The following is a 22,470-nucleotide window of genomic DNA, read 5'->3' as shown; positions in this document are numbered from 1 at the left end:
GTCAGCCAGCCAGGTCGTGCCGGGCGGCCCAGACCCGCTCCGAGACGTGCGCGATCAGGCGGCAGGCGTCGTCCTCGACCTCGCCGTCCGCGCCGCCGTCGGCCAGGTCGGTGGTGGTGCAGACGACGATCGTGTACGGCGGCGCGTCGTCCGGGAACACCACGCCCGCGCCGTGTCGCACGCCGCGTACCCAGCCGTTCTTGTGCGCGATCCGGGTGCCGTCGGGCAGCCCGGCGGCCAGGTCCTCGCGGTGTTCCTGCGCGACGAGCACGTCGAGCATGGCGGCGCAGCCGGCCGGTGAGGCGAGCGGGCCGGGCCGGGTCGCGCCGAGCGCCAGCTCACCGAGCAGTGCGGCCAGGTCGGCGGCGGTGACCAGGTTGTCGATGCCGGAGTCGCGGGCGGCGAAGTCCTCGATGCCGCGGCCGGTGACGCTGTGCCGCGCCCCGGCGAGCGCCCACGCCTGCGCCACGGCGGGCAGCCCCACCTGGCCGATGCAGATGTTCGTGGCCAGGTTGCTGGACCGGACGATCATCCGCTCGGCGAGCCAGCGCAGCGACGCCTCGCCGCCGACGCGGTCCCAGACCGCCTCGTCGTTGTCGTAGTCGCGGTCGTTGGCGAACCGGGGCGCGCCGGACAGCGCGGAGTCGAACGAGTTGCGCACCGGCACCGGCGCGTCCAGGTCGAGCCGACCGGCCTCGGCGGCGCGGAACAGCGCCACCAGCACTGCGAGCTTCATGGTGCTCGCCGCGTAGTGGGTGGCGTCGGCCCGCCGCATCCACGTGGGTCGCGCGCCGGGCCGGCCCGCGTACGCGGAGACGATGCCGGGCACCTTGTCCAGGTGCGCGTCGAGCTCCTCCCAGATCATGACCGCACCGTAGCCGATCGCCGCGGCGTACGCGGGGCAGCGGCGGACCCGGATACGGGGCTAGCGTGCGGAGATGACGACCCCGTTGTACGACGACATCGCCGACTGGTACGAGGAGTACGCCAGCGAGACCTCGTCGGTCTACATGGACCGGGTCCGGTCGGTGCTGGCCGACCTGCTGGGCGACGGGCCGGGCCGGTGCGTGGACCTGTGCTGCGGCACCGGGGCGCACGCGGCCGAGGTGCGCCGTCTCGGGTGGACACCGGTGGGGGTGGACCTGTCCGGCGGGCAGCTGCGCCACGCCCGCGCCCGGCTGCCGGTGGCCCGGGCCGACGCGACCGCGCTGCCGCTGGCCGGCGGCGCCGTGCCGGCGGTGGTCTGCGTGCTCTCGCACACCGACATGCCGGACTACCCGGCGGCGGTCGCCGAGGCGGCGCGGGTGCTGGCGCCCGGCGGCCGGCTGGTGCACGTCGGCGTGCACCCGTGTTTCGTCGGCGCGTTCGCCGACCGGTCCGAACCGGAGCGGATCGTGATCGACGGCGGGTACGCCTCGCGTGAGCACACGGTCCGCTCGTGGAACTCGGTCGGGGTCCGGGCCCGGGTCGGCGCCTGGCACCTGCCCCTGGCCGGACTGCTGGACGCCGTGGCGGCCGCCGGACTGCGGCTGACCCGGGTGGTGGAGTCCGGTTCCGGCCCCGTCCCCGACGTCCTGGCCCTGGCGGCCACCAAACCGCACTGACACCAGCGTTGCCGTGACTTCACCTCGCGTCCGAGGCGCGGTAATGGCCCCGTGGTGCGTCCCGCGTCCGGTTGCGCGGTGTGGGCTCGTGGCGCTGTCCCGCGTCCGGTTGCGCGCTGTGGGCTCGTGGCGCGTCTCGCCGTCTCGCATCTGTCGCCAGCCTCGCGCCCGTAGCGTCGTCTCGCGCCCGTCGCCGCGCTCGTCCGTCGGCGGGCAGGTTCCGCTGCCGGCCCGCCCTCGCTCCAGCCCGGCGATCCACTCTCGCCCTTCACCTCACCCCCGCCCTGCCCGCACCGGCCGCCCTCGTCGCCTGATCCCGAGCACCGGGATCCCGCGTCCACACAACGAGACGCGCGGAGATCTTGGAAGGAAAGCGCCCCCATGAGGGCCATTTCGTACCAAGATCGCCCGCCCGCCCGTCGATCATGAAGTTGGCGGCGGACTTGATCTCCGGAACTGCCGCCAACCTCATGATCGACCGGCGACCGCCGGCCGCCGGCCGGCGACCGGTGGGAAGGGGGGAGCCCGGTCCGCCGAAGGGGCGGGCCGGGCTCCGGTTGTGGGCTCGTGAGCGGGCGGTGCGTCAGCCGGCGTGCTTGCGGCGGGCGGCCATCCGGCCGCGCTGGGTCTGGTCCAGCACCACCTTGCGGATGCGCACCGCGGCCGGGGTGACCTCGACGCACTCGTCCTCGCGGCAGAACTCCAGCGCCTGCTCCAGGGACAGCTTGCGCGGCGGGATCAGCTTCTCGGTCTCGTCCGCGGTGGACGAGCGCATGTTGGTGAGCTTCTTCTCCTTGGTGATGTTGACGTCCATGTCGTCGGAGCGGGAGTTCTCGCCGACGATCATGCCCTCGTACACCTCGGTGCCCGGCTCGACGAAGAGCTGGCCGCGCTCCTGGAGGTTGGTCATCGCGAACGCGGTGACCGCGCCGGACCGGTCGGCGACCAGCGACCCGTTGTTGCGGGTGCGCAGCTCGCCGAACCACGGCTCGTACGACTCGAAGACGTGGTGCAGGATGCCGGTGCCGCGGGTCTCGGTGAGGAACTCGGTCCGGAAGCCGATCAGGCCGCGCGCCGGGACCAGCCACTCCATCCGGATCCAGCCGGTGCCGTGGTTGACCAGCTGCTCCATCCGGCCCTTGCGGGTGGCCAGGAGCTGGGTGATGGCGCCCAGGTACTCCTCCGGGGAGTCGATGGTCAGCCGCTCGACCGGCTCGCAGGTCTTGCCGTCGATCTCCTTGGTGACGACCTGCGGCTTGCCGACGGTCAGCTCGAAGGACTCGCGGCGCATCTGCTCGACCAGGATCGCCAGGGCCAGCTCGCCGCGGCCCTGCACCTCCCAGGCGTCCGGCCGCTCGGTGGGCAGCACCCGCAGCGAGACGTTGCCGATCAGCTCCTTGTCGAGCCGGTCCTTGACCATCCGGGCGGTGACCTTGGCGCCCTTGACCCGGCCGACCAGCGGCGAGTTGTTGGTGCCGATGGTCATCGAGATGGCCGGCTCGTCCACGGTGATCAGCGGCAGCGGCACCGGGTTCTCGGCGTCGGCCAGCGTCTCACCGATCATGATCTCCGGGATGCCGGCGACGGCGATGATGTCGCCCGGCCCGGCGGACTCGGCCGGCTTGCGCTCCAGGCCCTCGGTCATCAGCAGCTCGGAGATGCGTACCCGCTGGGTGCTGCCGTCGGTGCGGCACCAGGCCACGGTCTGGCCCTTGCTGATCGTGCCCTGGCGGACCCGGCACAGCGCGAGCCGGCCCAGGAACGGCGAGGCGTCGAGGTTGGTGACGTGGGCCTGGAGCGGCGCGCCCTCGTCGTACGCGGGCGCGGGGATGGTGTCCAGCAGCGTGCGGAACAGCGGCTCCAGGTTGCTGCTGTCGTCCGGGACGGCGCCGTCGGCGGGCTGGGTCAGCGAGGCGATGCCGTCGCGGGCGCAGGCGTAGACGATCGGGAAGTCGATCTGCTCCTCGTCGGCGTCCAGGTCGAGGAACAGCTCGTAGGTGTCGTCCACGACCTCCTTGATCCGGGCGTCCGGACGGTCCACCTTGTTGATCACCAGGATGATCGGCAGCCGGGCGCGCAGCGCCTTGCGGAGCACGAACCGGGTCTGCGGCAGGGGGCCCTCGCTGGCGTCGACCAGCAGCACCACACCGTCGACCATGGTCAGGCCGCGCTCGACCTCGCCGCCGAAGTCGGCGTGACCGGGGGTGTCGATGATGTTGATGGTGACCGGTTCCGAGCCGTCCGCCGGCATGTACCGCACGCCGGTGTTCTTGGCGAGGATGGTGATGCCCTTCTCGCGCTCGAGGTCCATCGAGTCCATGACCCGCTCGGTGGTCTCACCACGGGCGCCGTAGGCGCCGGCCTGCCGCAACATGGCGTCGACCAGGGTCGTCTTGCCGTGGTCGACGTGGGCGATGATGGCGACGTTGCGGAGGTCGGTGCGTAGCTGCATACCCTCCATACTCCTGTCTGCGGTTGCCGGGGCACGCCTCGGGGTCACCCCGAGATCGCCCGGATCTGCGTCGAAAGTGCTGTGCCGACCGTTCCAGCGACTGGCATGCTGACACCCGTGCGGGGTGTCCGATGCCTGACCTGCTGAGCTGGCTGCAGGAGCTGCCGCCCCTGCTGATCTACCTGGCCGCCGCGGCGATCGTCGCGGCGGAGACCGCGGTGATCGTCGGGCTGCTGATGCCCGGCGAGGCGACCCTGCTTCTGGTCGGCTTCCTAGCGTACGCGGGGACGCTGCGCCTCGCGCCCGTGCTGGTGGTCATGACCGCCGCCGCCGTGATCGGAGACACACTCGCGTGGCGGGCGGGCCGCCGCTACGGCCCCCGGCTGCGCGCCTCGGGCGTGGGGGCCCGGATCGGCGCGCACCGGTGGCGGCGGGCCGACTCGCTGCTGGAGCGCCTCGGCGGCCGGGGCGTGCTCGCCGCCCGCTGGATCGCGTTCGCCCGCACGCTGGCGCCCCGGCTGGCCGGGTCGGCGGGGATGCCGTACCGGCGGTTCGCGCCGTGGAACCTGGCCGGGGTGGCGAGCTGGGTCGGCGCCTCGGTGCTGGCCGGCTACCTGGCCGGTGAGTCGTACGAGCGGGTGTCGAAGCTGCTCGGCCGGGCCACCGGAGCGGTGCTGGCCCTGCTGCTGTGCCTGCTCGCCGTGGTGCTCGCCGGCCGCTGGCTGGGGCGCAACCCGGACCCGGTACGCGCGCTGGCGGCGCGGGCCGCCGCGTTGCCGCCGCTGCGCTGGCTGCGGGCCCGGTACGGGGTGCTGTTCTTCCTGGTCGCCATGCGGGTCGGCCCGGCCTGGACCCTGCTGATCAACCTGGCGTTGGGGCTGGCGCTGCTGTTCGTCGCCGGGCTGGGCGTGGCGGTCCTGCTGGAGGCGGTCGTCGCGCACAGCGGGCTGGGTGTCCTCGATGGGCTGGTCGCCGACTGGTTCGCCGCCCGGCGTACCCCGGGTGTGGTCGACACGGCGCTGCTCGCGGTGTCGGTGCTGCGCGGCTGGGTGCTGATCGCCGCGGTGGCGGTGGTGGCCGCGGTGGTGGCGCGGCGGGGCCGGGCGTGGCGGGCCGACCCGCTCGGCGTGCTGGGCACTGTCGGCGCCGCCGTACCGCTGGTGTTGCTCGTCGTCGTCGCGGACCTGACCGGTCCGGGTGGCCCGGACCGCCCCGGTGACCTGTTCCCGACGCAGAACGCGGTGGTGACCGCGAGCTTCGGCACGCTCGCCTGGCTGCTGTCGCGGGGTGCCCGCTGGCCGGTGGGCGCGGCGGTGTGGACGGCCGCGTCGGCGGGGGTGGTCACTGTCACCGGCGCGCGGCTCTACCTCGGCTTCAGTACGGCCAGCGGCACCGTCACGGCGGTCCTGCTCGGCCTCGCCTGGACGACCGTGTTCGTGGTGGCGTGGGCGACCCGGAACCGGCTGGCGGACCGCGACGAGCGGCCCGCCGACGCCGAGCCCGGGGCTCGGCCGGCCGGCGCGGTCCCGGCGGAGTCGCCGCCCCGGCCCCGGCGGCGCCGGCCCGCGTCGCGGGTACCCCCCGGACCTGTCGATCCTTGCTAGGGTGCGCCGACGGGGGACTACGGGGAGGTCCGATGCGGCGAGGACTCGGCCGGTGGGCCGTGACGGTGGTGGCGCTGTTCGCGGCGGCCACGCTGACGGCGTGCGGCGAACAGGAACAGCCGGTCCGGGAGGTCGCCGTGGAACTGCCCACGGCGGCGCCGGCGGAGCAACCCCAGGAAGCGCCGGCCGACGCGCCGAGCGAGGAGCCGGCGGCGGTCGCGGCGATGGGCGGGCGGCCCAGCCCGAGCGCGTCGGCGAAACCGAAGCCGCGGGCGAAGCCGACCCGCACGACCACGGCGCCGCTGGCCCGGCCGAAGCCGCCGACCGAGACCCAGGTGCCACCGGCGCCGCCGAAGCCGGTGGACGACGGCTGCAAGCCGACCTACCGGGGCACCAAGGCCAGCCAGAGCCAGGTCAAGGCGGCGCTCGCCGACGCCGCGGCGCGCACCTACTGGCCGACCTCGGCGCCGGACATCCGCATCCCGTCGGCGCTGCTGAAGGCCACCGCCTGGCAGGAGAGCGGGTGGCAGTCCAACATCATCGCCTGTGACGGCGGGGTCGGGCTGATGCAGGTCATGCCGGCCACGGCGGAGTGGATGAACCAGCGGTTCGGCCAGTCGTACGACATCGACGCCTACCGGGACAACGCCTACCTGGGCGGCACCTACCTGGCCTGGCTGACCAAGTACATCGGCGACATGTACTTCGAGTCCGACTACCGGCTCGACGCCTCGCTGTGCACCAGCGAGCTGAACTCCTGCCTGCTCAACGCCGTGATCGCCGCCTACAACTACGGGCACGGCGCGGTGGCGCGGGAGGACCAGCCGCTGGCCATCCCCAACCCGCAGTACGTGCGCAACGTGCGGGCGCTGATGACCGAGTGCGAGTGCCTGAGCTTCTGAGCGACCGGACGATCGGGCGGGGGCCGGCGCGTACGCCGGCCCCCGCCCGCCGGTTCAGTCCCGTGCGGGAACCGGCTCGGCCGGCGCCCCGGTGGACGCGTCGGCGTCCCGGGTGATCCGTCCGGGCCACCAGAACCGGTCGCCGAGCAGGAACGCCAGCGCCGGCACCAGGACGGTCCGGACCAGCAGCGTGTCCAGCAGCACGCCGATGCAGACAATGATGCCGATCTGGGTGAGCGTGATCAGCGGCAGCACGCCGAGCACCGCGAACACCGCCGCGAGCAGGATGCCGGCGCTGGTGATGACGCCGCCGGTAACCCGCAGCGCCGACAGCATGCCGTCGCGGGTGCCGCTGCGCCGGGCGTCCTCCCGGGCCCGGGTGACCAGGAAGATGTTGTAGTCGACGCCGAGTGCCACCAGGAACACGAACGCGAGCAGCAGCACCCCGCTGTCCAGCGCCGGGAAGTCCAGCACGTGGTCGAAGAGCAGCCAGGCCGCGCCGAGGCTGGCGAAGAACGAAGCGATCACGGTCAGCACCAGCAGCAGCGGCGCCAGGAGTCCGCGCAGCAGCAGCACCAGCACCGCGCCGACCAGCAGCAGGATGAGCGGCAGGATCAGCTTGAGGTCCTTGGTGTTGGCCTCGTTCGAGTCGTACGTCGCGGCGACCGAACCACCGACCAGGGCGCCGTCGGGGGCGTCCGCGCCCTCCACGGCGGGCGGTGCCGAGTCCGGTACGGCGGACACGGCGTCGCGCAGCGCCACCACGGCCCGGTCGGACGCGGCGCTGCCCGGCTCGGCGGTGAGCACCACGTCGATCTGGGCGACCCGGTCCCCGGCGGCGCCTGGCCGGGCCGAGGCGACCCCGTCGACGCCGCCGGCCGCGGCGAGGACGGCCTGGGCGGCCTGCGGGGTGGTGAGCACCGCGACCGGCTGGGTGCTGCCGGCCGGGAACGCCCGGGCGAGCGTCTCCGCTCCGGCGACCGCCTCCGGCTTCTCGCTGAACTGCTCGGTCTCGGACAGCCCGGTGCGGATGCCCAGGCCGCCGAGGGCGAGGCCGGCGAGCAGCAGGACGGCGAGCGCGGCGACCGGCAGCGGCCGGCGGACGACCAGCTCGCCGAGGCGGCCCCAGATCCGGCCCTCGCGGGCGGCGCTGCCGACGCGGGGGACGAACGGCCAGAACAGGCCCCGGCCGAACAGCAGCAGCGCGGCGGGGAGCACGAACAGCGCGGAGAGCATGGCGAAGATCACGCCGGTGGCGCAGGCCAGGGCGAGCGCCCGGTTGGTCTCCTGCTCGGACAGCAGCAGCGTGAGCACGCCGAGGACGACCGTGCTGCCGCTGGCCAGGATCGGCTCGGCGGTGCGGCGCAGCGCGGACCGCATGGCGGCGAACCGGTCCTCCTCGCGGCGCAGCTCCTCGCGGTAGCGGGCGATGAGCAGCAACGCGTAGTTGGTGGCGGCGCCGAACACCAGCACGCTGGCGATGCCCGTCACCTGCCCGCTGGGCAGGTAGATGCCGAAGGCCGGTACGAGGGACTCCACCACGCGCAGCGTGATCTGCTCGGTCGCGCCCACCACCAGCAGCGGCACGAGCCACAGGAACGGGCTGCGGTAGGTGACGAGCAGCAGCACCGCCACCACGGCGGCGGTGACCAGCAGCAGCGTGGTGTCGGCGCCCTGGAACACCTTGCCCAGGTCGGCGGTGAACGCGGGCCCGCCGGTGACCTCGACGGTCAGCTCGCCGGGCAGGTCACCGACCGCCTCGCGGAGCTTCTCCACCTCGTCGACCACCGCCGACGGCCCGCCCTCGGTGGACAGCGGCACCGCGACCAGCGCCACGGTGCCGTCCGGGGAGACCTGGGCGGGGGAGACCCGCCCGCCGGCGGCGAGCGAGCCGAGGTCGCCGGAGATGCCGTCGAGCGTGCTGCGGTCCGCGCCGCTGAGCGGGCCCCCGTCGGCGCGGCTGACCACCACCAGGGCGGTCTGGGCGTCCTTGGAGGGCAACTGCTCCTGGAGCCGCTCGACCTGTGTCGACTGCCACTCCACGGACAGGCCGGTGTCGGAGACGGGCGCCGGATTGTCCGGCTTCGGCAGCCCGAAGGCGACCACGCCGACGACGAGCGCGGCGGCCAGCGTGAGCCAGGCGGCCAGCCGGCCCCGGACGACGCGGGTGAACAGAGACATCTGATGCCCTCACATATTGGTCGCGGGGGATTCTCTCTTAACGAGTATCTTGATGAGCGAGATTATCCGGGGTGGTTCTATGCTGCAACCGGAACTGTTCGACAGGGGGTGGCGGCAAGCGGTGGCGGCGCACAGGATGTACCGGCGACGCGACGACCCACGCGGTCGCATGGTGGCCGACATCACCAACGACCTGCGTCGTTACTCGGTCGACGCGCAGCACATCGGGCACGCGTTCGCCGGCCTGCACGGGCTCAACGCCACCGACCTGTACGCACTGATCGCGGTCATGGAGGCCGAGTTGGTGGGCGACCCGATCACCCCCGGCCGGCTCGGCGAGGCGCTCAACCTCTCCTCCGGCTCGGTGACCGCGCTCGTCGACCGGCTGGAACGCGGCGGCCACATCCGGCGCGACCGGGACACCGCCGACCGGCGCAAGATCCTCCTGCACTACGCCGACCGCGGCGCCACGCTCGCGCAGAGCTTCTTCGGGCCGCTGGGTCGCCGTACCGACGAGGTGATGGAGCGCTTCAGCGACGACGAGCTGGCGGTGGTGCACCGGTTCATGGCCGAGATGGTGCACTCCATGCGGACCCACCGGGACGAGATCCGCGCGGCACCCCGTCGCGGGGCCGCCTCCGGCCCGGCCGACTGATCATGCGGCTGGTCACCCGGGCCGCCACCGCGGCGCTACGACTGCCCGCCGCCCGCACCGGGCGGGTCGCCGTCACCCGGGACATCCCGGTCCGGGTACGCGACGGCGTGACGCTGCGCACCGACCACTACGCGCCCGGCCTGCCCGCCGCGCCGTGCGTGCTGATCCGCACCCCGTACGGGCGGGGCGGGCCGGTCCGGCTGCTGGGCCGCCTGATCGCCGAGCGGGGCTTCCACGTGGTGATCCAGTCGTGCCGCGGCACGTTCGGCTCCGGCGGCGAGTTCGCCCCGCTCGTGCACGAGCGCGAGGACGGCCTGGACACGCTGGACTGGCTGCGCCGCCAGCGGTGGTGGACCGGCGCGTTCGGCATGTTCGGCGCCAGCTACCAGGGCTTCGTACAGTGGGCGCTCGCCGCCGAGGCGGGCGACGAGCTGCGCGCGATGGTCGCCGTGGTGACCGCGTCGGCCACCCGCGACTCGACGTACGCGGGGGAGTCGTTCGCGCTGGACACGGTGCTCACCTGGGCCGAGCTGCTCCAGGCGCAGACGGTGCCCTGGCTGGCCCGGCAGTGGGAACTCAAGCGCGGCCAGCCCCGGCTCGCCCGCGCCCTGGCGCACCTGCCGCTGGCCGAGGCCGACCGGGTCGCCACCGGCGTGACGGTGCCGTTCTTCCAGGAGTGGCTGCGCCACCACACCCCCGACGCCGACTACTGGCGTACCCGGGTCTTCGGCGACCGGATCACCGAGGTCCGCGCGCCGGTCGCCATGGTCAGCGGCTGGCAGGACATCTTCCTGCCGGCCCAGCTCGACGACTACGCCCGCCTGCGGGCCGCCGGGGCGCGGACCCGCCTGGTCGTCGGGCCGTGGACGCACGGCAGCCCGGGGCTGCTCCTGGCCTCGCTGCGGGAGGGCCTGGACTGGCTCGACACCCACCTGGCCGGGCGGCCCGGGCCGGAACGCGCGCCGGTGCGGGTGCACGTCGGCGGCGCCGGCGGCGGCTGGCGTGACCTGCCGGACTGGCCGCCACCGGCCACGCCCGCCCGGTGGCACCTGCGCTCCGCGGGAGGGCTGGCCCCGGAGCCGCAGGAGCGCGGCGCGCCGGACCGGATCTGGTACGACCCGGCCGACCCCACCCCGTCGCTCGGTGGCCCGCTGCTTGTCGCCCAGCGGGCCGGCGCGGTGGACAACCGGCCGGTCGAGGCCCGCCCCGACGTGCTCACCTACACCAGCGAGCCGTTGCGTGACCCGGTCGAGGTGGCCGGGCCGGTACGCGCCGAGATCCACCTGCGCAGCGAACTGTCGTACCTGGACGTGTTCGTGCGTCTGTGCGACGTGGACCGGCGCGGACGCTCCTGGAACGTCTGCGACGGCCTGGTCCGCGTCGAACCCGGGCGGTTCCCGCGCGATCCGTCCGGAGTGGTCACCGTGCCGGTGACGCTCTGGCCGACGGCGTACCGCTTCGCGTCCGGGCACCGGCTGCGGGTGCAGGTCTCCGGCGGCGCCCACCCCCGCTACGCGCGCAACCCCGGCACCGGCGAGCCACTCGGCACCGCTGTGACCCTCCGTGCTGGCTGGCGGGAGATCCTCCACGATCGTGAGCATCCCTCGGCGTTGGTGCTGCCGCTCGTGCCGGCACCGTCCACAGCGGGCTGATAGTTCAAAAAACCGCCTCTGAGCTGGGCACTTTTGCCTAACCGTGGTTAAGCTCGGAGCAAGTGCCCGGTGCCGTGCAGTTATCCGGCGGGGCGCGTCCGCGGATCGCATGTCATCACGCGGTGTGATTGCTGTGCCCTCGCCGGTCATCGATCGGAAGGGGAGCTGCCATGACGTCGGCCCCGGCGAACCTGCTGGCCGTCCGGAACCTGTTACTCACCTACCTCAACGTCGACAAGAAGGCCGTACGCGCCGACGACCTGGAGCCGGCGGAGGTCGGCATCGTCGGCGACGTCAACCATCGCGGCGGCTACCACTGCGGCTCCGACCGGGTCGTCACGAACGACTACTCGGTGGTGGAGTCCAGCCGGGACCGGTCCGGGCTGACGCTGTACGCGTCGGCGCTGGACGTCGGCACGTTCTCCGTCCGCTCCGGCGGCGGGACGCACAACCTGCGGACCTTCTCCGCCTGGATGGTGGCGCAGTGCGCGGCGAACGCGGCCGACACCCGAGACATCCGGGAGATCATCTACTCCCCGGACGGGCGGACGGTGCGCCGCTGGGACCGGCTGGGCCGGCGGACCAGCGGTGACAGCAGCCACCTGTTCCACACCCACTTCAGCTTCTTCCGCGACTCCACAAAGGCGGGGCGGGACCAGACCCCGCTGTTCCGCCGCTACCTCACCGCGATCGGGATGATCGCCGTCGTGAAACCGGAGGACGACATGGAACAGACCGACAAGCTCATCGGCAACACCGGCTCGAAGGGCCGCACGGTCGGCGACGTCCTGGCCGACCTGCAGAACCTGCGCAACTGGCTCATCTCACCGGTGAACACCACCGGCCTGGTCAACCCGCCGATGGCGAACTCGCCGTTGCAGCAGATGCTGGCGATGCTGCGCGCGTGGCCGGCGCTGGTGGCGCAAGTGAACGAGCTGTCCGGCAAGGACTTCACCGACGAGGAACAGATCGTCTCCGGGGTGCTGGCCGGGCTGCCGCCGGAGAAGATCGCCGAGGCCATCCCGCCGCAGATCGCCCGGGACGTGGCCGACGAACTGTCCCGCCGGCTGACCGCCTGACCGTCCGGCGCCGCGACCCTCGCGTCGCGGCGCCGCGGTCCGGTCAATTCGGCAAGAGGTGTTGCGCAACAACTCTTGCGGATGCCAGACTCGCCGCATGGAACAGCACACCGTCCGCCAGGTCACCGACTCGCGGGTGCTCGCCGCGCTCGCCCACCCACTGCGTCGCCGCCTCATGGACGTGCTCAAGGTGTACGGCCCGTGCACCGTCGGCATGCTCGCCGAGCACACCGACCAGGCGCCGGCGAACGTGAGCCACCACCTCAAGGTGCTCGCCGCCGCCGACCTGCTGGTCGAGGCGCCCGAGCTGGCCCGCGACCGCCGGGAACGCTGGTGGAAGCCCCGCAGCCGGGGCGTGCGCTGGTCCGAGTCCGACTTCGGCGACGACCCGTCCACCCGGGTGGTCGTCGAGGCCGCCGGCTCGCTCAACCTGGCGCGGCACACCGAGCTGGTGCGGGCCTGGCACACCGCGTCCGACGAGACGCACGCCGCGTGGAACGACGCACCGTTCAGCACCGACCACTGGCTGCACCTGACCCCGGACGAGTTGGAGGCGCTCGGGCGCGAGGTGATCGCCCTGCTCACCCGGTGGGCCGACCGGCCGGTGCCCGACGACGGGCAGCGCCGGGAACCGGTCTTCGTGTTCGCCCACGGCGTCCCGGGCCGTCCGTGACCGCCCACAGCGTTCCGGCGCCGGCCGCGAACGCCTTACCGGGGTGCCCGTGGTGACCGCCCCCGCGCGCCCGTCCGAGCGCCCCGCCCCGCCGCGCGGCGGTCTGTTCCGGCACCGCGACTTCCGGCTGCTCTGGACCGCCCACACGGTCAGCGCCGTGGGCAGCAACATGACAGTCGTGGCGCTGCCGCTGGTGGCGGTCGCGGTGCTCGACGCGACCACGTTCCAGGTGGCGGTGCTCACCGCGGCCGCGTGGCTGCCGTGGCTGCTCGCCGGCCTGCCGGTCGGAGCGTGGGTCGACCGCGTCCGCCGCCGGCCCGTGATGATCGCCGCCGACCTGGCCGGCGCCGCGCTGTTCGCGAGCGTGCCGGTGGCGGCCCTGCTCGGACTGCTCACCGTCGGCCACCTGCTGGTCGTGGCGCTCGGCGCCGGGCTGGCCCGGGTGTTCTTCGAGACCGCCGACCAGGTCTACCTGCCCACGCTGCTGCGTCCCGAGCAGGTGCCCGAGGCCAACGCCCGGCTGCACGCCACCCAGACGGCGAGCTACCTCGTCGGGCCCGGTCTGGCCGGTCTGGTCGCCCAGATCGTCGGCGCGGTGGCAGCGGTGGCGCTGGACGCGCTGAGCTTCCTGTTCTCCGCGCTGTGCCTGCGCCGCATCCGCGCCGTCGAGGCCCGGCCGCACCGTCCCGCCGGTACGGCGTCGCTGCGCCGGGAGGTCGCCGCCGGGCTGCGGTTCGTCGTGCGCGACCCGTACCTGCGGGTGCTGACGGTCTTCGGGGCGGCGAGCAACATCGGGCTCACCGGCTACCAGGCGGTGCTCGTGGTGTTCCTGGTCCGCTCGGCCGAGCTGCCCGCCGGGCTGGTCGGCCTCCTGATCGGACTCGCCAGCCTCGGTGGCGTGATCGGCGCCGCGCTGGCCGCGCGCCTGTCCCGCCGGCTCGGCAGCGCCCGCACGCTTCTCGTCGCCGGCGCCCTGACCGGACCGCCCGCGCTGCTGATCCCGCTCGCTGGCCCGGGCGCGCGCACCGGCTGGCTGGTGCTCGGCGGGGTGCTGGTGAGCCTCGGCGTCGCCGTCGGCAACGTGGTCAAGGGCAGCTTCCGGCAGACGTACACGCCGCACCGGCTGCTCGGCCGCGTCACGGTGAGCATGCATCTGCTCAACTACGGGACGATTCCGCTGGCCGCCCTGCTCGCCGGAGCGCTGGGCGCGGCGTGGGGGCCGGGCGGCGCGATCCGGGTGATGACCGCCTGGCTGGCGCTGACCCCGCTGATCCTGCTGGCCGGGCCACTACGGAGACGGCGCGACCTGCCGACCGCGCCGTCCTGATGATGCACTGCGGCGGCGGTCGGAGCCCGACCGCCGCCACCGGCACGCGTTACATCGGACGAACGTTGTCCGCCTGCGGGCCCTTCTGCCCCTGGGTCACCTCGAACTCGACCTTCTGGCCCTCGTTCAGCTCGCGGTAGCCACTGCTCTGGATGGCCGAGTAGTGGACGAACACGTCCGGGCCTCCGCCGTCCTGCTCGATGAAGCCGAAGCCCTTTTCCGAGTTGAACCACTTGACCGTGCCGGTTGCCATGCGTCTCTCCCTGTTCAATGCGAGCGAGCACCGGCTCCGCAGCCGGTGATCGCCCTGTACCACCCCGACAGTAACCGTCCGGACCGGAATTCGCTGCCGGAAGCGCGCGGCGCGCCCGTGAATACGTGCGCGACCGGAAAAAGTGCCCGCCGCCGGGCCGGGCACGGCATGCTTGCCCCGATGAACAGGCAGACGGCGCTGGCCGACCTGGAGCAGGAGATCGCGGCACCCGGCGGGGGCCCGGACCGCCTGCGCCTGGTCGGTACGCCGTTCGTGCCGGAGGTGTGCCTGCACCTGGCCGAGGACGCCATCCTGTGGTGGGCCCGGATGGAGGCCGCCGCCGGGCGGTCGCTGCCGCCGCCGTACTGGGCGTCGGTCTGGGCCGGTGGCCAGGCGCTGGCCCGGCACCTGCTGGACCACCCCGAACTGGTCGCCGGGCGGAGGGTGCTCGACCTGGGCGCCGGATCGGGGCTGGTCGCCATCGCCGCCGCGCTCGCCGGGGCCGACCAGGTGGTCGCCAACGACATCGACCCGTACGCGGTGGCGGCGGTCACCGTCAACGCCCGGGCCAACCGGGTCCGGGTCGCCGCCGACGGCGCCGACCTGCTCGACGGGGTGGCCGCCGCCGACCTGCTGGTGGCCGGGGACGCGCTCTACGACGCGGGCCTGGCCGCCCGGGTCCTGCCCTACCTGCGACGGTGCGCCGCGCGCGGCGTGCAGGTGCTGGTCGGCGACCCGGACCGGGGCCACCTGCCGCCGGACGGACTGGAGCTGGTGGCCAGCTATCCGGTGCCGACCACCGAACCTTCGGTCGACTCCCCGGTACGCCGGGTGCAGGTGCTGCGACCCCGCTGACCCTAAGGGTCCGCCCGGGCGGGTGTCGGGGACCACTGGGGGATCATGCCCGATGTGCCGGCGTGCCGCCGGGGCATAGCGTGCAGCTCATGAACGAGATCGTGGCCGCCGCCGGTGAGCTGCCCACCATCCTGCTGATGGGGCTGCTCGGCGTGGTCATGCTCGCCGACGCCGTACCCCTGATCGGGGTGCTGGTGCCCGGCGACGCCGCGGTCCTGGCCGCGGTCGGCGCGGGTCGTCCGGCCGGTGGTGCGCTCACCGTCGCGGCGGTGGTCGCGGGCTGCCTGGCCGGCTGGTCGCTGAGCTTCTTCGCCGGCCGGCGCTGGGGCGGGCGGCTGCGGGACAGCCGGGTGGGCGGCTGGATCGGCGAGTCCCGCTGGGCCGCCGCCGAGACGCTGCTGCACCGCGGCGGCGGACGGATCGTGCTGGTGGCGCCGTTCCTGCCGGTGTTCAACGCGCTGCTGCCGCTGGCCGCCGGCGGGCTGCGGATGTCGTACCGGCGGTTCCTGGCCTGCGCGGCGCTGGGGGCCACCGCGTGGGCCGGGCTCTACGTGGCGCTGGGGCTCGCCGCGCGGACGCTGACCGGCCTGCTGCCCGGCGCGCTCAACCCGACGGTGCTGACCATGGCGGTCGGGCTGCTGCTGGCCGGTCCGGTGCTGCTCGCCACCCGGCGCCGGCTGCGGACGGTCACCGGCTGACCGCGCCCGGCCCGGCCGTCACGGGGGAGGCCGGACCGGGCGTGCTCACCAGCCGCGGGCGCGCCACTGCGGCAACGCGGGCCGCTCGGCGCCGATGGTGCTGTCCTTGCCGTGGCCGGGGTAGAACCAGGTGTCGTCCGGCAGCCGGTCGAAGAGCTTGGCCTCGACGTCGTCGATGAGCCGGCCGAAACGCTCCGGGTCCTGGTCCGTGTTACCGATTCCACCCGGAAAAAGTGAATCTCCAGTGAAAAGATGCGGGGTGCCGGCCGGGTCGCGGTAGAGCAGCGCGATCGAGCCCGGCGTGTGCCCGCGCAGGTGGATGACCTCCAGCGCGCAGTCGCCGACCGGCACCGTGTCGCCGTCGCCGAGCCGCTCGGCCTCGATGGGCAGACCCTCGGCGTCGTCGGCGTGCACCAGCGCGCGCGCCCCGGTCTTGGCCACCACCTCCTCCAGCGCGACCCAGTGGTCCATGTGCTGGTGCGTGGTCACCACGGCGGCCAGACCACCGTCGCCGACCAGCTCCAGCAGGCGCGGCGCCTCGTTCGCGGCGTCGATCAGCACCTGCTCGCCGGTGGCGTTGCAGCGCAGCAGATAGGCGTTGTTGTCCATCGGGCCCACCGACAGCTTGGTGACGGTGAGCCGGTCGAGCTCGCGCACGGCCGGCGGACCGCCGGGCGTGACGTCTCCGGTGTAGGTCATGACGATGTTCAGATCCATTCCGGTGGGTTCGGCAGAGGGCCGTCGGGTTCGACGGTGAGCAGCTCGCCCGCGCCCCGGCCGGTCAGCCAGGCGGCGAGTTCCGGCGCGGGGCCGGTGACCGTGGGCGCCCCCTCGGGGTCACCCACGACGAGTTCGGACGCCGCGCCGTCGAAGCGCAGCACCATGGCGGGTGCGGCCGGGTTGCCGGCCAGCCCGGTCACCACCTCGTGCAGCAGCCGCTGGGCGAACGCCTCCGGCCAGTCCGCGGGCCGGTAACCGGTCGCCAGGTCGACGTGGTGCACCTCGACCTCGCGCAGCCGGCCCCAGACCAGCATCGCCGCCGGCCACGGGCCGCGCCGGGTCTGCACCGTGGCGCCCCAGGCCTCCACGGGCATCGCGGCGACCGCCGCGTCGAAGCGCTGGCCGCTGCGGCGTACGTCGTCCAGCAGGTCGGCCGGGCCGCGGCCGGCGCCGGTGTCGATGTCGTCGGCGCGGGCCTGCGCCGAGGCGTACATCGGGATCTCCTCGCCGGTGCGCGCCGAGGTGAGCAGGTTGACGAACCCGTCGGCGTTGCGGGCCAGGTGGGTGAGCACGTGCGCGCGGGTCCAGCCCGGCAGCAGCGAGGGTGCCGCGACGTCCGCGGCGGTCAGGCCGGACACGGTACGCAGCAGCCGGTCGTTCGCCTCGGCCAGCGCGCCGGTCAGCAGCAGGGGGTCGCTCGTCATCTCGTTCTCACGCGTCCGACCCTAGCGGGCCGGACCGGGCCGTGCCCGGGGGGAAATCGCTTTCGGCGCGTCGTCGTGCCACCTACCGTCGGGGCCGACGACATCGCCGCCGGCGCCGGACGCGCCGGGGTCCACGTCGTCGCGAACGCGGCACCGGGAGTCGGAGAGGAGGTGGTGCGCATGCCGGTCGCAACGCGTGTGCTCCGCCGTACCTCCCCTCGACACCGATGAGGACACCATGACTCTCGATCTGACCGCCCTCGGCTGGGACGCCGGCTGGGCGGCCCATCTCGACCGGCGTGCCGGCCACCGTCACGGGCGGGTCGCCCGGGTGGACCGGGGCGTCTGCACCGTGCTGTGCCCGCAAGGGCCGGTGCGGGCCAGCCTCGGCGGCGGCGTGCTGTCCGCCGCCGCCCGCGACCTGACCGCGCTGCCCTGCGCGGGTGACTGGGTACTGCTGTCCACCTGGCCCGACGGCCCGGTCACGGTGGAGGCGGTGCTGCCGCGGCGTACCGCCCTGGTGCGGCGTACCGCGGGCAAGGACGCCAGCGGGCAGGTGCTGGCCGCCAACCTCGACGCCGCCGCGGTGGTCGAGCCGGTGCACCCGGAACCGGACGCCGCGCGGATCGAACGGCTGCTCTCCCTGGTGCACGAATCCGGGGCGGAGCCGCTCGTCGTGCTCACCAAGGCCGACCTGGCCGCCGACCCGGCGGCGGTGGCCCGGCAGTTGGCCGACCTCGCGCCCGGGGTGCCGGTCCTGCCGGTCAGCGCCGAGCGGGGCACCGGCCTGGCGCCGCTGCGCCGGCACGTCGCCCCGGGACGCACGCTCGGCCTGCTCGGCCCCTCCGGCGCCGGCAAGTCGAGCCTGGTCAACGCGCTGGCCGGCGCCGACGTGATGCGCACCCAGGCGATCCGCCGCGTCGACGGCAAGGGCCGGCACACCACCACCTGGCGGTCGCTGGTGCCGCTGCCGGGTGGGGGAGCGGTGCTGGACACCCCCGGCGTACGGGCGGTCGGCCTGCTCGACGGCGCGTCCGGCCTGGACCGGGCGTTCGCCGACATCACCGAGCTGGCCGCCGGCTGCCGGTACGGCGACTGCGCCCACGACGCCGAGCCGGGCTGCGCGGTGCGGGAGGCGCTGGAGGACGGGGAACTGCCGGTGCGCCGCTGGGAGAGCTGGCGCCGGCTGCAGCGGGAGATCGAGCACGAGAGCGGCCGGCGCGCGGCCCGGCTGGCGGCCGAACGGCGGGGTGGCTGGCGGGGCGGGCGGCGACGCACCGGGCGTCCGGCGACCCCGCCCGCTCCCGGGGCATTCTGAACCGGCCCGGGCCGGTCGGGCCGACCTGCGTGGTTCGCGCCCGACCGGCCTGAGCTGGGGGAATGTTCGCGCGACGGAAGTTGTCATACGTCGGGGCTAGAGTTGCCGAGGCGTCTTTTCTGCGCCCCGACAACCTGTGAAAACCACCCAGACCCGGCGTCTGGTGCACAGATCCGCCTCACATTCTTCTTCCGGGAGCACACGCACCGTGGCCGACCGACTGATCATCCGTGGCGCGCGCGAGCACAACCTGCGTGACGTCAGTCTCGACCTGCCCCGGGACGCCCTGATCGTCTTCACCGGGCTCTCCGGTTCGGGCAAGTCGAGCCTGGCGTTCGACACCATCTTCGCCGAGGGGCAGCGCCGCTACGTCGAGTCGCTGTCGTCGTACGCCCGGCAGTTCCTCGGCCAGATGGACAAGCCCGACGTCGACTTCATCGAGGGCCTCAGTCCCGCCGTCTCCATCGACCAGAAGTCCACCTCGCGCAACCCGCGCTCCACCGTCGGCACGATCACCGAGGTCTACGACTACCTCCGTCTGCTGTTCGCCCGCATCGGCGAGCCGCACTGCCCGATCTGCGGCGAGCGGATCTCCAAGCAGAGCCCGCAGCAGATCGTCGACCGGGTCCTGGCCATGGCCGAGGGCACCCGGTTCATGGTGCTGGCGCCGGTGGTGCGCGGCCGCAAGGGCGAGTACGTCGACCTGTTCGCCGAGCTCCAGTCCAAGGGCTACGCCCGGGCCCGGGTCGACGGCGTGGTGCACCCGCTGACCGAGCCGCCGAAGCTCAAGAAGCAGGAGAAGCACACCATCGAGGTGGTGATCGACCGGCTCAGCGTCAAGCCCAGCGCCAAGCAGCGGCTGACCGACTCGGTCGAGGCCGCGCTCGGCCTCTCCGGCGGCCTGGTGCTGCTCGACTTCGTCGACCTGCCGGAGGACGACCCGGCCCGGGAGCGGCGCTACTCCGAGCACCTGGCCTGCCCGAACGACCACCCGCTCGCCATCGAGGACCTGGAACCCCGCGTCTTCTCCTTCAACGCCCCGTACGGCGCCTGCCCGGAGTGCACCGGCCTCGGCACCAAGAAGGAGGTGGACCCGGAACTGGTCATCCCCGACCCGGAGCGCACGCTGCGCGACGGCGCGATCCAGCCCTGGGCCACCGGGCACAACCTCGAATACTTCCTGCGGCTGCTGGAGGCGCTCGGCGAGGCCGAGCACTTCGACATCGACACGCCGTGGCGGGCGCTGCCGTCGCGGGCACAGAAGACGATCCTGCACGGCTCCGACGACCAGGTGCACGTGCGCTACCGCAACAAGTACGGCCGCGAGCGCTCCTACTACACCGGCTTCGAGGGCGTGGTGCAGTGGATCGAGCGCCGGCACACCGACACCGAGTCGGAGTGGTCCCGGGAGAAGTACGAGGGCTACATGCGGGACGTGCCCTGCGCGGCCTGCGGCGGCACCCGGCTCAAGCCGGAGGTGCTCGCGGTCACGCTGGCCGGCAAGAGCATCGCCGAGGTCTGCAACCTCTCCGTCGGCGAGGCGGCCGACCTGCTGGCCGGCATCGAGCTGACCGACCGGCAGAAGATGATCGCCGAGCGGGTCCTCAAGGAGATCAACGCCCGGCTGAAGTTCCTGCTCGACGTCGGCCTGGACTACCTCTCGCTGGACCGCCCGGCCGGCACGCTCTCCGGCGGTGAGGCCCAGCGCATCCGGCTGGCCACCCAGATCGGCTCCGGTCTGGTCGGCGTGCTCTACGTGCTCGACGAGCCGTCGATCGGCCTGCACCAGCGGGACAACCACCGGCTCATCGAGACGCTGCTGCGGCTGCGCGGGCTGGGTAACACGCTGATCGTGGTCGAGCACGACGAGGACACCATCCGGGTGGCGGACTGGATCGTCGACATCGGCCCCGGCGCGGGTGAGCACGGCGGCGAGATCGTGCACAGCGGGTCGGTGCCGGCGCTGCTCGACAACACCGAGTCGGTCACCGGGGCGTACCTGTCCGGGCGCAAGTCCATCCCGACGCCGGCCACCCGCCGGCCGCAGACCCCGGGCCGCGAGCTGGTGGTGCACGGCGCGCGCGAGCACAACCTGCGCAACCTCACCGTGAGCTTCCCGCTCGGCCAGCTCATCGCCGTCACCGGCGTCAGCGGCTCGGGCAAGTCGACGCTGGTGAACGACATCCTCTACACCGTGCTGGCCAACCAGATCAACGGCGCCCGGCTGGTGCCCGGCCGGCACACCCGGATCACCGGCCTGGAGAACGTGGACAAGGTCGTCGGCGTGGACCAGTCGCCGATCGGGCGGACGCCGCGCTCCAACCCCGCCACCTACACCGGCGTCTGGGACCACATCCGCAAGCTCTTCGCCGAGACCACCGAGGCCAAGGTCCGCGGGTACGGCCCGGGCCGGTTCTCGTTCAACGTCAAGGGCGGGCGCTGCGAGGCGTGCTCCGGCGACGGCACCATCAAGATCGAGATGAACTTCCTGCCGGACGTCTACGTCCCCTGCGAGGTGTGCAAGGGCGCGCGCTACAACCGCGAGACGCTGGAGGTGCACTACAAGGGCAAGACGGTCGCCGAGGTGCTGGACATGCCGATCGAGGAGGCGGCCGAGTTCTTCTCCGCCATCCCGGCCATCCACCGGCACCTCCGGACGCTCGTCGACGTCGGCCTCGGCTACGTCCGGCTCGGCCAGCCCGCGCCGACGCTGTCCGGCGGCGAGGCGCAGCGCGTCAAGCTCGCCTCCGAACTCCAGAAGCGCTCCACCGGCCGCACCGTCTACGTGCTCGACGAGCCCACCACCGGCCTGCACTTCGAGGACATCCGCAAGCTGCTGATGGTGCTGGAGGGCCTGGTCGACAAGGGCAATACGGTCATCACCATCGAGCACAACCTCGACGTGATCAAGACGGCCGACTGGCTCATCGACATGGGGCCGGAGGGCGGTCACCGGGGCGGCACCGTCATCGCCACCGGCACGCCGGAAGAGGTCGCCGAGGTGCCGGAGAGCCACACCGGGCAGTTCCTGCGGCCGATCCTCAAGCTCGACGGCGAGGCCAAGGGCGCCAAGGCGGCCACCACCCGGGCGGCCAAGGCCAACGGCAGCCCCAAGTCGCGCGCCCGCAAGGTCCCCGCCGGGGCGCGCTGACTCATCCGGTACGCGTTCTCGCAGGCCGGGCAGCGAATGCCCGGCCTGTGACGCGCCAGTATGAACCGTGCCCCACGCTGGTGCGTGTTTCCGCAGTAAGCCGAGAGAAAGGCCGGACATGAGTGATGATCAGGCGCTGACCCGACCGGTCACCCAGAGCCGCCGTACCCTGCTCGCCGGAGCCGGAGCGCTCGGCGCGGCCGTGGTGCTCGCGGGCTGCGGCAGCGACGACGACGCGTCCCCGGGGCTCGCCCCGACCAGCGGCGGCCCGCCCGGCGCCACCGCGACCGGCGACGCCGGCGGCGGCGACCGGGACGGCGGCAGCGCGCTGGCGCGCACCTCGGACATCCCGGTCGGCGGCGGTGCCGTCTTCGCCAGCCAGGGCGTGGTGATCACCCAGCCCGAGGCCGGCCAGTTCAAGGCGTTCGACCCGATCTGCACGCACCAGCGCTGCCCGGTGTCGAACGTCGACGGCGGCACGATCAACTGCACCTGCCACAACAGCCGGTTCTCGATCGTCGACGGCTCGGTGAAGGGCGGCCCGGCCACCAAGCCGCTCGCGGCGAAGGAGATCAAGGTCGACGGCGACCAGATCAAGCTGGCCTGACCTGTTCCGCGCCCCCGCCGGCCGGTGGTCGGCGG

General features: G+C 73.6%; 19 protein-coding genes. 13 read left to right on the top strand and 6 right to left on the bottom strand.

All coding sequences use genetic code 11. The features are described from left to right. Nucleotide 1: 1 nt before the first annotated feature. Complete coding sequence (locus ACN27D_RS03445; RefSeq protein WP_421498518.1) at nt 2-865, bottom strand: serine hydrolase; 864 nt, start codon at nt 863-865, stop codon at nt 2-4. Between the two features lie 73 nt (nt 866-938). Here ACN27D_RS03445 and ACN27D_RS03440 point away from each other — a divergent pair, with 73 nt between their 5' ends. After that, on the top strand, nt 939-1,604 hold the full coding sequence (locus tag ACN27D_RS03440) for a class I SAM-dependent methyltransferase (protein WP_121686264.1): 666 nt from the start codon (nt 939-941) through the stop codon (nt 1,602-1,604). 583 nt (nt 1,605-2,187) lie between these two features. Here ACN27D_RS03440 and typA read toward each other — a convergent pair. Then, a complete protein-coding gene (gene typA / locus ACN27D_RS03435; protein WP_121682992.1) occupies nt 2,188-4,056 on the bottom strand; it encodes a translational GTPase TypA in 1,869 nt (622 codons plus the stop codon). Between the two features lie 131 nt (nt 4,057-4,187). Between typA and ACN27D_RS03430 the strand changes: the two genes are divergently transcribed. Both ACN27D_RS03430 and ACN27D_RS03425 read left to right on the top strand, forming a co-directional pair. Continuing rightward, on the top strand, nt 4,188-5,660 hold the full coding sequence (locus ACN27D_RS03430) for a DedA family protein (RefSeq protein WP_421498517.1): 1,473 nt from the start codon (nt 4,188-4,190) through the stop codon (nt 5,658-5,660). Nucleotides 5,661-5,692: 32 nt separating this feature from the next. Continuing rightward, nucleotides 5,693-6,562, top strand: coding sequence for a lytic transglycosylase domain-containing protein (locus ACN27D_RS03425; protein WP_121683568.1), 870 nt, complete (start codon nt 5,693-5,695; stop codon nt 6,560-6,562). Between the two features lie 54 nt (nt 6,563-6,616). On the opposite strand, the gene ACN27D_RS03420 is transcribed toward ACN27D_RS03425, so the two are convergent. Continuing rightward, nucleotides 6,617-8,743 carry an MMPL family transporter gene (locus ACN27D_RS03420; RefSeq protein ID WP_120568906.1) on the bottom strand — a complete coding sequence of 709 codons (2,127 nt, stop codon included), beginning with the start codon at nt 8,741-8,743 and terminating at the stop codon, nt 6,617-6,619. A gap of 136 nt (nt 8,744-8,879) precedes the next feature. On the opposite strand from ACN27D_RS03420, the gene ACN27D_RS03415 reads away from it, so the two are divergent. The 5 genes from ACN27D_RS03415 to ACN27D_RS03395 all read left to right on the top strand — a co-directional run bounded on the left by ACN27D_RS03415 (nt 8,880) and on the right by ACN27D_RS03395 (nt 14,129). Then, nucleotides 8,880-9,398, top strand: a complete 519-nt coding sequence (locus ACN27D_RS03415; RefSeq protein WP_091420471.1) for a MarR family winged helix-turn-helix transcriptional regulator — start codon at nt 8,880-8,882, stop codon at nt 9,396-9,398. A gap of 2 nt (nt 9,399-9,400) precedes the next feature. Then, nucleotides 9,401-11,050 (top strand): CocE/NonD family hydrolase, encoded by a 1,650-nt coding sequence (locus ACN27D_RS03410; protein ID WP_393377148.1) that lies wholly within the window; start codon nt 9,401-9,403, stop codon nt 11,048-11,050. Nucleotides 11,051-11,220: 170 nt separating this feature from the next. Then, the gene (locus ACN27D_RS03405) at nt 11,221-12,129 is read left to right on the top strand and encodes a hypothetical protein (RefSeq protein WP_120568908.1); all 909 of its coding nucleotides are present in this window, start codon (nt 11,221-11,223) and stop codon (nt 12,127-12,129) included. 97 nt (nt 12,130-12,226) lie between these two features. Next, entirely contained in the window at nt 12,227-12,802 is a 576-nt protein-coding gene (locus ACN27D_RS03400; RefSeq protein ID WP_120568909.1) for an ArsR/SmtB family transcription factor, read from the top strand. Between the two features lie 52 nt (nt 12,803-12,854). Then, complete coding sequence (locus ACN27D_RS03395) at nt 12,855-14,129, top strand: MFS transporter (protein ID WP_358174342.1); 1,275 nt, start codon at nt 12,855-12,857, stop codon at nt 14,127-14,129. A gap of 49 nt (nt 14,130-14,178) precedes the next feature. On the opposite strand, the gene ACN27D_RS03390 is transcribed toward ACN27D_RS03395, so the two are convergent. After that, nucleotides 14,179-14,382, bottom strand: a complete 204-nt coding sequence (locus ACN27D_RS03390) for a cold-shock protein (RefSeq protein ID WP_013287480.1) — start codon at nt 14,380-14,382, stop codon at nt 14,179-14,181. A gap of 180 nt (nt 14,383-14,562) precedes the next feature. On the opposite strand from ACN27D_RS03390, the gene ACN27D_RS03385 reads away from it, so the two are divergent. Both ACN27D_RS03385 and ACN27D_RS03380 read left to right on the top strand, forming a co-directional pair. After that, a complete protein-coding gene (locus tag ACN27D_RS03385) occupies nt 14,563-15,237 on the top strand; it encodes a class I SAM-dependent methyltransferase (RefSeq protein WP_421498516.1) in 675 nt (224 codons plus the stop codon). A gap of 89 nt (nt 15,238-15,326) precedes the next feature. Then, a complete protein-coding gene (locus ACN27D_RS03380) occupies nt 15,327-15,935 on the top strand; it encodes a DedA family protein (RefSeq protein ID WP_421498515.1) in 609 nt (202 codons plus the stop codon). A gap of 45 nt (nt 15,936-15,980) precedes the next feature. Here ACN27D_RS03380 and ACN27D_RS03375 read toward each other — a convergent pair whose 3' ends face one another. Further along, entirely contained in the window at nt 15,981-16,634 is a 654-nt protein-coding gene (locus ACN27D_RS03375) for an MBL fold metallo-hydrolase (protein WP_120573676.1), read from the bottom strand. Nucleotides 16,635-16,642: 8 nt separating this feature from the next. Continuing rightward, nucleotides 16,643-17,359, bottom strand: coding sequence for a maleylpyruvate isomerase family mycothiol-dependent enzyme (locus tag ACN27D_RS03370; protein WP_421498514.1), 717 nt, complete (start codon nt 17,357-17,359; stop codon nt 16,643-16,645). A 238-nt stretch (nt 17,360-17,597) separates the two neighbouring features. Here ACN27D_RS03370 and rsgA point away from each other — a divergent pair, with 238 nt between their 5' ends. The 3 genes from rsgA to ACN27D_RS03355 all read left to right on the top strand — a co-directional run bounded on the left by rsgA (nt 17,598) and on the right by ACN27D_RS03355 (nt 22,435). Continuing rightward, on the top strand, nt 17,598-18,677 hold the full coding sequence (rsgA, locus tag ACN27D_RS03365) for a ribosome small subunit-dependent GTPase A (protein ID WP_121683572.1): 1,080 nt from the start codon (nt 17,598-17,600) through the stop codon (nt 18,675-18,677). A 208-nt stretch (nt 18,678-18,885) separates the two neighbouring features. Next, complete coding sequence (gene uvrA / locus ACN27D_RS03360) at nt 18,886-21,828, top strand: excinuclease ABC subunit UvrA (protein ID WP_421498513.1); 2,943 nt, start codon at nt 18,886-18,888, stop codon at nt 21,826-21,828. Nucleotides 21,829-21,946: 118 nt separating this feature from the next. Beyond that, nucleotides 21,947-22,435, top strand: a complete 489-nt coding sequence (locus ACN27D_RS03355; protein WP_121683574.1) for a Rieske (2Fe-2S) protein — start codon at nt 21,947-21,949, stop codon at nt 22,433-22,435. The last annotated feature ends 35 nt before the right edge of the window (nt 22,436-22,470 follow it).

This window comes from Micromonospora sp. WMMD1274, from assembly GCF_049179035.1.
Lineage (GTDB): Bacteria > Actinomycetota > Actinomycetes > Mycobacteriales > Micromonosporaceae > Micromonospora > Micromonospora tulbaghiae.
The sequence above is the reverse complement of the archived record's forward strand: the minus strand, read 5'-3'. Positions and strand labels throughout refer to the sequence as shown.

Bases quoted from the DNA above. Each gene is read 5' to 3' on its own strand.
- ACN27D_RS03445 (WP_421498518.1), bottom strand. From the start codon at position 865: ATGATCTGGGAGGAGCTCGACGCGCACCTGGACAAGGTGCCCGGCATC.
- ACN27D_RS03440 (WP_121686264.1), top strand. From the start codon at position 939: ATGACGACCCCGTTGTACGACGACATCGCCGACTGGTACGAGGAGTAC.
- typA (WP_121682992.1), bottom strand. From the start codon at position 4,056: ATGCAGCTACGCACCGACCTCCGCAACGTCGCCATCATCGCCCACGTC.
- ACN27D_RS03430 (WP_421498517.1), top strand. From the start codon at position 4,188: ATGCCTGACCTGCTGAGCTGGCTGCAGGAGCTGCCGCCCCTGCTGATC.
- ACN27D_RS03425 (WP_121683568.1), top strand. From the start codon at position 5,693: ATGCGGCGAGGACTCGGCCGGTGGGCCGTGACGGTGGTGGCGCTGTTC.
- ACN27D_RS03420 (WP_120568906.1), bottom strand. From the start codon at position 8,743: ATGTCTCTGTTCACCCGCGTCGTCCGGGGCCGGCTGGCCGCCTGGCTC.
- ACN27D_RS03415 (WP_091420471.1), top strand. From the start codon at position 8,880: ATGTACCGGCGACGCGACGACCCACGCGGTCGCATGGTGGCCGACATC.
- ACN27D_RS03410 (WP_393377148.1), top strand. From the start codon at position 9,401: ATGCGGCTGGTCACCCGGGCCGCCACCGCGGCGCTACGACTGCCCGCC.
- ACN27D_RS03405 (WP_120568908.1), top strand. From the start codon at position 11,221: ATGACGTCGGCCCCGGCGAACCTGCTGGCCGTCCGGAACCTGTTACTC.
- ACN27D_RS03400 (WP_120568909.1), top strand. From the start codon at position 12,227: ATGGAACAGCACACCGTCCGCCAGGTCACCGACTCGCGGGTGCTCGCC.
- ACN27D_RS03390 (WP_013287480.1), bottom strand. From the start codon at position 14,382: ATGGCAACCGGCACGGTCAAGTGGTTCAACTCGGAAAAGGGCTTCGGC.
- ACN27D_RS03385 (WP_421498516.1), top strand. From the start codon at position 14,563: ATGAACAGGCAGACGGCGCTGGCCGACCTGGAGCAGGAGATCGCGGCA.
- ACN27D_RS03380 (WP_421498515.1), top strand. From the start codon at position 15,327: ATGAACGAGATCGTGGCCGCCGCCGGTGAGCTGCCCACCATCCTGCTG.
- ACN27D_RS03375 (WP_120573676.1), bottom strand. From the start codon at position 16,634: ATGACCTACACCGGAGACGTCACGCCCGGCGGTCCGCCGGCCGTGCGC.
- ACN27D_RS03370 (WP_421498514.1), bottom strand. From the start codon at position 17,359: ATGACGAGCGACCCCCTGCTGCTGACCGGCGCGCTGGCCGAGGCGAAC.
- rsgA (WP_121683572.1), top strand. From the start codon at position 17,598: ATGACTCTCGATCTGACCGCCCTCGGCTGGGACGCCGGCTGGGCGGCC.
- ACN27D_RS03355 (WP_121683574.1), top strand. From the start codon at position 21,947: ATGAGTGATGATCAGGCGCTGACCCGACCGGTCACCCAGAGCCGCCGT.